The following is a 9,149-nucleotide window of genomic DNA, read 5'->3' on the forward strand; positions in this document are numbered from 1 at the left end:
GCGCGAAGATCGGCCATGGCTTCGCCAAGACGCGGCAGATCGGTTTCATCCAGCCCCATCCCAAGCGCCACGCGCTCGACCGTGCCGAACAGGTTCACGACCACCGGCATCGAGGCGGCACGGCCATCTGCCAGCACCGCATTTTCGACAAGCAGGGCCGGTCCGCCCGCATGCAGCACCCGGCTATGAATTTCGGTGAGTTCGTGCTGGACGCTGATCGGGACCGTGATCCGCCTGAGAAGACCGCGGTCTTCCAGGATCTGAAGGAAACCGCGCAGATGCCTAGCGATCGGATGACGAGGGACGGGAAGGAAGGGGCATGACATGGCGCCGACGGTTATCGCAAGGAAATGGCTTCTTCCTTGCGCTTGATCAAAGGCAGCATGAATGAAGCTCGATAGGACAGGCGAGGACTTACTCAATCAGAAGCGCCCGATGGATATTCCACGCCCTCTCGTTCTCGCCGTGAACACAACGCCCCTGCCGGTGGTGCAGAAGATCGTCGACGCCGTGTTCCGGCGCGCGCTGCGCCAGCATCCCAATCTGTTCGACCGGCTGGGTTCTTATGCGGAGAAACGGTTCGGCTTCAGCCCGACGGATCTGGATCTTGCCTTTTTGATCCACCCGGCAACGCCATCGATCTCAGTGTACCGAAAGCGGCAGGCGCCGGACACCGATGCAGCCGTCAACGGCCCGCTCGTCATGCTGCTGGCCCTGCTGGAAGGCCGGATCGACGGCGATGCTATGTTCTTCTCGCGCAGCCTCAGCGTAACCGGCGACATGGAAGCGATGCTCGCCCTGCGCAACGCCCTGGACGATTGCGGCTTCGACCTGCCGAAGGACCTCGCGGGTCTGGCCGGACCCTTTGCCGTGCCGTTCCAGGAACTGGCCATTCGGGTGCGCAGCCGTGCGCTGGAGGGGTTGGCCTGACATGGAGCTGATCTGCCCTGCCGGCACGCCCGCGGCCTACCGCGAGGCCGTTCAAGCCGGCGCCGACGCCATCTACTGCGGATTTCGCGACGAAACCAACGCCCGCAATTTTCCCGGCCTCAACTTTACGCGCGACGAGATGAAGACGGCGATCGCCTTTGGCCGGTCGCGCGGCGTCGACACCTATGTCGCGCTCAACACCTTCATGCGCGCCGGCGCCGAGGACATCTGGTATCGCGCGGCCGACGATGCGGCGGCGGCTGGTGCGACTGCCCTGATCCTCGCCGACATGGCCTTGATGGATTACGTCGCCACCAGGCATCCAGACCAACGGCTGCATGTTTCGGTTCAGGCATCCGCTTCCAACGCCGATGCCGTCAACTTCCTGGTGGAAAGCTTCGGGGCGAAACGGCTGGTGCTGCCGCGCGTGCTCACCGTGGCTGAGATCGCAGCCCTTGCACGGCAGGTCAGCTGCGAACTCGAAGTCTTCGCTTTTGGCGGCCTTTGCGTCATGGCCGAAGGCCGGTGCTCCCTATCATCCTATGTCACTGGCAAGTCGCCTAACATGCAGGGTGTGTGCTCCCCGGCCAGTCATGTGCGCTACCGCGAAGATGGCGCCGACATGGTGTCGGAGCTCGGCGGCTTCACCATCAACCGCTTCGGCAAGAACGAGCCTGCCGGCTACCCGACGCTCTGCAAGGGGCGCTTCCACATCGCCGACAGCGACGCTTATGCGTTCGAGGATCCGGTCAGCCTGGACGTCATGGATCACCTCGATGCCTTGCGGGCGGCCGGCGTGAAGGCGCTGAAGATCGAGGGTCGACAGCGTGGCAAGGCCTATGTGGCCGAAGTCGTCTCGAGCCTGCGCCGCGCTTTGTCTGCCTCGCCGGAAGCACGCCCAGCCCATGTCGCGCAACTGCGCAAGCTCAGCGAAGGGCAGCAAACCACGTCCGGAGCCTATGAAAAGAAGTGGCGCTGACATGACCGATCAGGCAGCACTCAAGATCACCATGGGTCCGGTCCCCTACCTTTGGGCCGGCGACAAATGGCGCGACTTTTATTATCGGGTGGCAGATAGCGAGGATGTCGATGCGGTGACGCTCGGCGAAGTTGTCTGCTCCAAGCGCGACCACTTCATCAAGCCTTACCTCGATGATGTGGTGATGCGGCTGACCGACGCCGGCAAGGATGTGGCGGTCGCCTCGCTGGCCCTCGTCACGCTCGAACGTGAAGCCATCGCCACGCGCCGGCTGGCGGCAGGGCAGGCCATGGTGGAAGCCAACGATCTTTCGGCGCTTCGCCTGCTTGTTGGCAAGCCGCACCGCATCGGTCCCTTCGTCAACGTCTATAATGGCGCTACCGCCGCGCTCCTTGCACGCAAAGGTGCGTCACGCATCTGCATCGGCCCCGAACTGTCTGCGACATCAATCGGGTCGATCATTGCCGGTGCGCCGGGCGTTGAGTTCGAGGTCATCGCGTTCGGTCGCCTGCCGCTCGCCATCTCGGCGCGATGCGCCCATGCCCGCGCCAAGGGCAACACGAAGGACAACTGCAAATTCGTCTGCGGTGAAGAGCCGGATGGGCTTGATGTCGACACGCTGGATGGTCAGTCCTTTTTGACCGTCAACGGCGTGCAGACCATGTCGCGGCATTGCCAGGTGCTGCTCCACGATCTGGGTGGACTTGCCAAGATCGGTGTCACGCATCTGCGACTCTCCCCGCAGGATTGCGACATGGTTGCGGTCGCGCGGCTTTATGCAGAAGTCCGAGACGGCGCCCTTTCGGCGCAGGAAGCGATGGCAGCACTGCGCAACCTTTACGCAGCCGCGCCCTACGCCAACGGCTTTCTCCATGGGCAGCCCGGCATGAAGTGGGTGGCGGCATGAACTTCCACCAGGTCCTCACGCCCCGCCAGAACGCAGAAGACTTCGTGCATCGCATCGAGGGGATCATCGGTACGGTGGCGTTGGATTGCGGTTGTCGCGAGCGCGTCAACGATGCGCTGCACCGCTTTGCAGCGATGGAAAAACAGCGTGAGACGCGACGGCATCTTCTGTCGTCGCGTCAGCACCGCGCCGCTATTGCGGCTCTGGTGGATCTGCTTGCTGAGCTGGAAGAGATCAGCTGGCAGGACTCCGATCGTCCCGTCTTTGCCGAACTGGCGCATCTGTTCGACGATATTGCCGAACACGCCATGCGTGGCGCCGAGGATTTGCGCATGATGGCAGCGGAATCCCCGACCGACTGAGCATGTCACGTGGTCGCGAACGGCACTCCGTCCGCGACCGCGCAGTCTCTTACGCAGCCTTTTCCACTGCCTGCATCTGCACGAAGTGACCCGCGCTGACTTCCTGATAATGAAGCGGAGCAGGGGCGTAGCCGGCATCGTGGTAGGGACTGCGGATCTCGTCGTTCGAAATGTTGCGCACCCGCCGGCGCGTCGGATCAGCGATCGGGACCGCTGACATCAGCTTGCGCGTATAGGGATGCTGCGGATTTTCGAACACCGCCTGGCGCGGACCGATCTCGACGATCTCGCCCAGATACATCACCGCCACGCGATGGCTGATGCGCTCCACCACCGCCATGTCATGGCTGATGAAGAGATAGCCGAGTCCAAGCTGCTCCTGCAGATCGAGCATCAGGTTGATCACCTGCGCCTTGATCGAAACGTCCAGCGCAGACACGGATTCGTCCGCCACGATCAGCTTGGGATCGAGCGCCAGCGCACGCGCGATACAGACGCGCTGGCGCTGTCCGCCGGAAAACTCGTGCGGGAAACGGTCGGCCATCGCGGGCGACAGACCGACCTGTTCGAGCAGTTTGCCCACACGCTGCCTTGCATCGGCGCGGTTCACGAGGCCATGTGTCACCATCGGCTCGGCAATAGCGTCGCCCACCCGCATGCGCGGATTGAGACTTTCGAACGGGTCCTGGAAGATCATCTGCGCATCACGGCGGATGCTTGCCAGTTCCGTCTTCGAAGCGCTTGCCACGTCTCGGCCGCTGATCGTCACAGAACCGGAGGTGAGATCGGTCAAGCGGATGATCGAACGGCCAGTCGTCGACTTGCCGCAACCGGATTCACCGACCAGCGACAGGGTCTCACCCTTGCGCAGTTCGAACGACACGTCTTCCACCGCATGGATGTTACCGACCGTGCGCTGGAGGATACCCTTGCGCACCGGAAAGCGCGTGACGAGATGGTCGACCTTGAGGATCGGCGCTTCGTCGGTCCGCACCGTGTCGGCGGTCGGCTTCACCGGCTGCGCTTCGCCGGTGCGCATATCGACGATCGGGAAGCGCAGCGGGCGCGGCTCACCGGTCATGGAGCCGAGCTGCGGCACAGCCGAAAGCAGGGCACGGGTATAAGGATGCGCCGCGTCGCGGAAGATGCGCTCGGTCGTGTCGGCTTCCACGATGTCGCCGCGATACATCACCACCGTGCGGTCGGAAATCTCGGCCACCACGCCCATGTCATGGGTGATGAAGAGAACCGACATGCCCTCTTCCTGTTGCAGCGTCTTGATCAGCTCCAGGATCTGCGCCTGAATGGTGACGTCGAGCGCCGTCGTTGGCTCGTCGGCAATCAGCAGCTTCGGTTCGCAGGCCAGCGCAATCGCGATCACCACGCGCTGGCGCATGCCGCCGGAAAAGCTCATCGGATATTCGTTGAGCCGCGCCTGGGCGGAAGGGATGCGCACCTTGTCGAGCAGGCGCACGGCTTCGGCCCGAGCCTTAGCCTGATCCATGCCGCGATGCTGCATCAGCACTTCGGTAATCTGGTCGCCGATCTTCAGCACCGGGTTGAGCGAGGTCATCGGCTCCTGGAAGATCATTCCGATGCGGTTGCCGCGAATGTGCTGCATCGCGTCCATCGGGAGCGATAGCAGGTCTTGGCCCTCGAACTCGATGCGCCCCGTCGAGCGGGCGTTGGGCCCAAGCAGCCGCATGATCGACATGGCGGTGACGCTCTTGCCGGAACCGGATTCACCGACCACCGCCACCGTCTCGCGCTCGGCGATGTCGAAGGTGACATCGCGGATCACGTTGCGCCATTCGCCGCCCACCTTGAAGGCGGTGTTGAGGTCGTCAATCGAAAGGATCGGTCTGGTCATCGGTCAGCCCTCCCGGCGCGGATTGAGGATGTCGCGCAGCGCATCACCGATCAGGTTGATGCCTACGGTAAGAAGAAGCAGCGTGATGCCTGGGAAGAAGCTGATCCAGTAATCGCCCGACAGGATATATTCGAAGCCGTTGGAGATCAGCAGGCCGAGCGAAGGTTCCGTCACCGGCAAACCGATGCCGAGGAAGGACAGCGTCGCTTCCAGCATAATAGCGTAAGCCACGCGCATCGTGGCCACTACGATCAGCGGCGGCAAACAGTTCGGCAGCATGTGGCGGAAGATGATGCTGCGGTCCGGCAGTGCCATCGAGCGCGCCGCTTCGATATACGCGCGCTTGCTTTCCACCAGCGCCGAACCGCGCACCGTGCGGGCATAATAGGCCCATTGCGTCACCACCAGCGCGATGATGATCTTGTCGATGCCCTGGCCGAGAATGGCCAGAAAGATCAACGCGATCAGGATCGACGGGAAGCTGAGCTGAATATCGACGATGCGCATCAGAACCGCATCGGTCCGACCGCCGGCATAGGCGCTGAACAGGCCGATGCTTGTGCCGATCACCAGCGCAACGGCCGCACTGACGATGCCAACGAGGATCGAAGTGCGCAGCCCGTACATGATGGCGCTGACAAGGTCGCGGCCCTGCGTATCGGTGCCAAGCCAATAATGCAGGCCCGACATGCTTTCGCCGCCCGGTGCCAGCCGCCCGTCCATGATGTCGAGCTGCGCCAGGTCATACGGATCCTGCGGCGCCAGCACTGGGGCAAGGATCGCCGCCAGCAACAGGATGCCAGTGATGATCAGGCCCGTCAGCGCCAGACGATTATGCAGCAGCGCGATGAAGGTGCGCTTCAAGGGCGACACGGCAGGCGCTACCAGCGTTTCCGTTCCAGCATGAACCGAGGTCGAGAGTTCGTGAGGGTTGCTCATCGCGAACCTCCTTCCAAACGGACGCGCGGATCGACGACGGAATATAGAATGTCAACCACGAGATTGATGACGCTGAACATGATGACGGTGATCATGAGGTAAGCGAGCACGACGGGACGATCGAGCACGGCGATGGAATCGATGATCAGCTTGCCCATGCCCGGCCATGCGAAGATCGTTTCGGTCACCACGGCAAAGGCGATCAGCGAACCGAGTTCGAGGCCGATCACCGTAATCAGCGGGATCAGCGTGTTTTTCATTACATGAACACGCAGGATGCGGCTTTCCGGCATGCCCTTGGCACGGGCAAAGCGCACAAAATCAAGCTGCATCACCTCCATCACGCCAGCCCGCGTGAGGCGGATCACCAGCGAGATCTTGAACAGCGCGAGGTTGAAGGCCGGCAGGATCAGGTGGCTCAGCCCGTCCCAGGTCAGGAAGCTCACCGGCACGCCGAACAGGTCGACCGTCTGGCCGCGCCCGGATGCCGGCAGCCAGCCGAGCTGCACGCTGAACACCATGATCATGATCAGGCCGATCCAGAAGGTCGGCAGGCTGAAGCCGAGGATGGAGAAGGTCATGATCGACTTGGAAACCAGGCTATGCGGCTTCAAGCCGGCATAGATGCCGAGCGGAATGCCCAGCACCAGCGCCATCACCAGCGCCACGAAAGCGAGTTCCAGCGTTGCGGGCATCCGCTGCAGGATCAGGTCGAGCGCCGGCTGGTTGAACACGAAGGAGTTGCCGAGATCGCCTGTCAGCGCCTTGCTCAGGAACACGAAATACTGCTCCCAGACCGGTCGGTCGAGACCAAAGGCCTGAATGACCTCCAGCCGCTCGGCGGGTGTCGCCGATGAGCTCAGAAGCACATCAACGGGATTGCCGACGAGATAAAGGCCCACGAACACCAGAAGGCTCATGACGAACAGCGTCACGATCGTCTGGATGACGCGGCTAAAGAGGTAACTGCTCATGCGTGGAACTCCCTTTTCGGGGTCGTTGGTCGCGGCGTCGCACCAAGCCTTGCGATGCGATCCACCACCAGCCGGCGATAACCGGCCTGGTCGACATGGGTCATCACGCAGGCATTGGGGCGCTGCTGGGTTTTGCCGTGAAGATCCGCCCAGGTCTGGCCGGCGGTGGGGCCGTAAAGTGTCACGCCAATGGCGCAGTGGCTGCCTGAAAACAGTTCCGGCTGCAACAGCCAGGCAACCGTCATCGCATCATGGATCGGCCCGCCGGGCCTGCCGTAACGCTTGAGGTCACTGCGGTCGAACCGGCGCAGAAGCCCGGCCAGCGACTTGCCGCAGGGGCTGCCCTGCGCTTCCATAGCGGCGAAATCCTGTTCAACAAACAGCGCCTGCAGCGTCACGTCGAGCGGCAGAAGAACCACCGGCACACCGGAGTGCCACACGATGTCGGCGGCATGCGGATCGGCGAGGATGTTGTACTCGGCGAACGGCGTGCGATGCCCGAGCGCGGTGAACGCGCCGCCCATGATCACGATGCTCTCGATGCCGCGGGCCACATCCGGGTGCAGCCGCAGCGCCAGCGCGATGTTGGTCAGCGGGCCGATGGCGCAGATCGTGATGCCGCGTCCGTCGGCGGCGGCCACGCGTGCTTGTTCGGCAATGAAGCGCACGGCCGAAAGCGTCGCCGGCTCATAATCGGTGTTCGGCACGAGATCGTCGGGAAAGTTGCCGATATGGGCATATTTGCCAAAGGCCTGCTTGCCGACAAGCGGAAGGGCCGCACCCGCCAACACCGGCACGTCACGCCTTCCAGCCAGTGCCACGATCCTGCACGCATTGGCAACGCTCGCCTGTAGCCCGACATTGCCGGCCACCACAGTCACACCGCGCAGGTCGATCTCGGGCGATCCGAGTGCGAGCATGATCGCAGCCGCATCGTCCACGCCGGGATCGGTGTCGATGATGACGGAGATGCGGCTCATGCAGCGCGCTCGTTTCTGTAGCGGGAAAACAGGTCGAGAAAGAGCGCGATCACACCCTCGGCGTCCACATGGGCAACGATCTCAGCGTTCGGCTCCAAGCCGCTCTTATTGTACCAGTCAGCCACCGTCTGCCCCATGCACAGCTCGCTTTCGTGCTCGATGAACACGCGGGCGCGCTTGGTCTGGAACAGGTGAGGGGCCAGCAGGAAAGCGATCACGAGCGGATCATGCAGCGGCCCGCCGCGCGAGCCATAACGCTCCACCTGATTGCGGTCCCAGAAGGCCATCAGGTCGGCAACGGTCGAGGCAATCCGGCCGCTGACGGAGGCAAACTGCTCGACATGCTCCGGCGTCAGGATCACCTGATGCGTGGCATCCAGCGCGAGCGCGACGATCGGAATGTCGGACGAGAAGACGATATGCGCCGCATGCGGATCGGCCAGCATGTTGAACTCGGCGGTCATGGTGCGGTTGCCCGGCTCGCGATAAGCGCCGCCCATCATCACGATGCGGGCAATGCCGGCAGCGATGCCTGGATCGATCCGCAGCGCCATGGCGATGTTGGTCAGCGGACCGAGGCAGCACAGCGTAATCGGCTTGGCCGCCCGCGCGGCTTCGCCCAGCCGGTCCACCAGAAACTCCACCGCACCCTTCTGCTCGGCACGCTTTTTCGGCTCCGGCAGGTTGGTGTTGCCGAGCCCGGACTGCCCATGGAACTGGCCGCGGATCACGTCGCGCAACAGCGGACGGTGGGAGCCGGGATAGACCGGGATGTCGGTGCGCCCGCCAAGTTCGCAGATCTGCAAGGCGTTGCGCACCGTGCGTTCCAGCGGCTGGTTGCCCGATACGGGCGTGATCCCGAGGATCTCCAGTTCCGGCGACACGAACGCCGCCAGAAGCGCAATGGCATCGTCGATGCCGGGATCGCAGTCGATGATGATTTGGGTGGAAGTCATAAACATTTACCTGAGCATTAACGTGTCGTCCCCTGGGCTCGAACCGCGTTCACAAGCTGCGGCGCCCTGGTGTCGACAAAGGCATTTCGGTGTTGACGGCGGTTCTACAGCGCACCCACGGAGCGCAGAACCTCGGCGATCTCGTTGCGTGCGGCCTCATCCAGCGGCACCTGCGGTGCGATCGGATCGCCGACGGCAAAGCCCTGCAACTGCAAGGCCGTCTTGATGCAGGCCGCGATCGAATAGCGCGCG

General features: G+C 63.0%; 9 protein-coding genes and 2 pseudogenes. 4 read left to right on the forward strand and 7 right to left on the reverse strand.

What is annotated here, in order from left to right; translation table 11 throughout:
• Positions 1–422, reverse strand: a pseudogene (locus RTX98_RS05380) (UbiD family decarboxylase domain-containing protein); the annotation flags it as partial.
• A 13-nt stretch (positions 423–435) separates the two neighbouring features.
• On the opposite strand from RTX98_RS05380, the gene ubiT reads away from it, so the two are divergent.
• The 4 genes from ubiT to RTX98_RS05400 are packed head-to-tail and all read left to right on the forward strand — an operon-like array spanning position 436 to position 3,178.
• The gene (ubiT, locus tag RTX98_RS05385) at positions 436–930 is read left to right on the forward strand and encodes a ubiquinone anaerobic biosynthesis accessory factor UbiT (RefSeq protein WP_312795132.1); all 495 of its coding nucleotides are present in this window, start codon (positions 436–438) and stop codon (positions 928–930) included.
• 1 nt (position 931) lies between these two features.
• A complete protein-coding gene (ubiU, locus tag RTX98_RS05390) occupies positions 932–1,909 on the forward strand; it encodes a ubiquinone anaerobic biosynthesis protein UbiU (protein ID WP_312795133.1) in 978 nt (325 codons plus the stop codon).
• Between the two features lies 1 nt (position 1,910).
• Positions 1,911–2,816, forward strand: a complete 906-nt coding sequence (gene ubiV / locus RTX98_RS05395; protein WP_312795134.1) for a ubiquinone anaerobic biosynthesis protein UbiV — start codon at positions 1,911–1,913, stop codon at positions 2,814–2,816.
• Positions 2,813–3,178 (forward strand): hypothetical protein, encoded by a 366-nt coding sequence (locus tag RTX98_RS05400; RefSeq protein WP_312795136.1) that lies wholly within the window; start codon positions 2,813–2,815, stop codon positions 3,176–3,178. The genes ubiV and RTX98_RS05400 overlap by 4 nt, the downstream gene beginning before the upstream one ends.
• 49 nt (positions 3,179–3,227) lie before the next feature.
• Here the strand turns inward: RTX98_RS05400 and RTX98_RS05405 are convergent, their stop codons facing one another.
• From RTX98_RS05405 to RTX98_RS05430, 6 genes and pseudogenes are all read right to left on the reverse strand, one after another.
• Positions 3,228–5,048 (reverse strand): ABC transporter ATP-binding protein, encoded by a 1,821-nt coding sequence (locus RTX98_RS05405; RefSeq protein ID WP_312795138.1) that lies wholly within the window; start codon positions 5,046–5,048, stop codon positions 3,228–3,230.
• A 3-nt stretch (positions 5,049–5,051) separates the two neighbouring features.
• Positions 5,052–5,987: an ABC transporter permease gene (locus tag RTX98_RS05410; RefSeq protein WP_312795139.1), complete on the reverse strand. Its 936-nt coding sequence runs from the start codon at positions 5,985–5,987 to the stop codon at positions 5,052–5,054.
• The gene (locus RTX98_RS05415; protein WP_312795140.1) at positions 5,984–6,961 is read right to left on the reverse strand and encodes an ABC transporter permease; all 978 of its coding nucleotides are present in this window, start codon (positions 6,959–6,961) and stop codon (positions 5,984–5,986) included. The genes RTX98_RS05410 and RTX98_RS05415 overlap by 4 nt, the downstream gene beginning before the upstream one ends.
• The gene (locus tag RTX98_RS05420; RefSeq protein ID WP_312795141.1) at positions 6,958–7,941 is read right to left on the reverse strand and encodes a nucleoside hydrolase; all 984 of its coding nucleotides are present in this window, start codon (positions 7,939–7,941) and stop codon (positions 6,958–6,960) included. The genes RTX98_RS05415 and RTX98_RS05420 overlap by 4 nt, the downstream gene beginning before the upstream one ends.
• The gene (locus RTX98_RS05425) at positions 7,938–8,897 is read right to left on the reverse strand and encodes a nucleoside hydrolase (RefSeq protein ID WP_312795142.1); all 960 of its coding nucleotides are present in this window, start codon (positions 8,895–8,897) and stop codon (positions 7,938–7,940) included. The genes RTX98_RS05420 and RTX98_RS05425 overlap by 4 nt, the downstream gene beginning before the upstream one ends.
• Before the next feature lie 104 nt (positions 8,898–9,001).
• Positions 9,002–9,149, reverse strand: a pseudogene (locus tag RTX98_RS05430) (dihydrodipicolinate synthase family protein); the annotation flags it as partial.

The sequence above is a fragment of the Tianweitania sp. genome, assembly GCF_032053605.1.
Classification (GTDB): domain Bacteria; phylum Pseudomonadota; class Alphaproteobacteria; order Rhizobiales; family Rhizobiaceae; genus Tianweitania.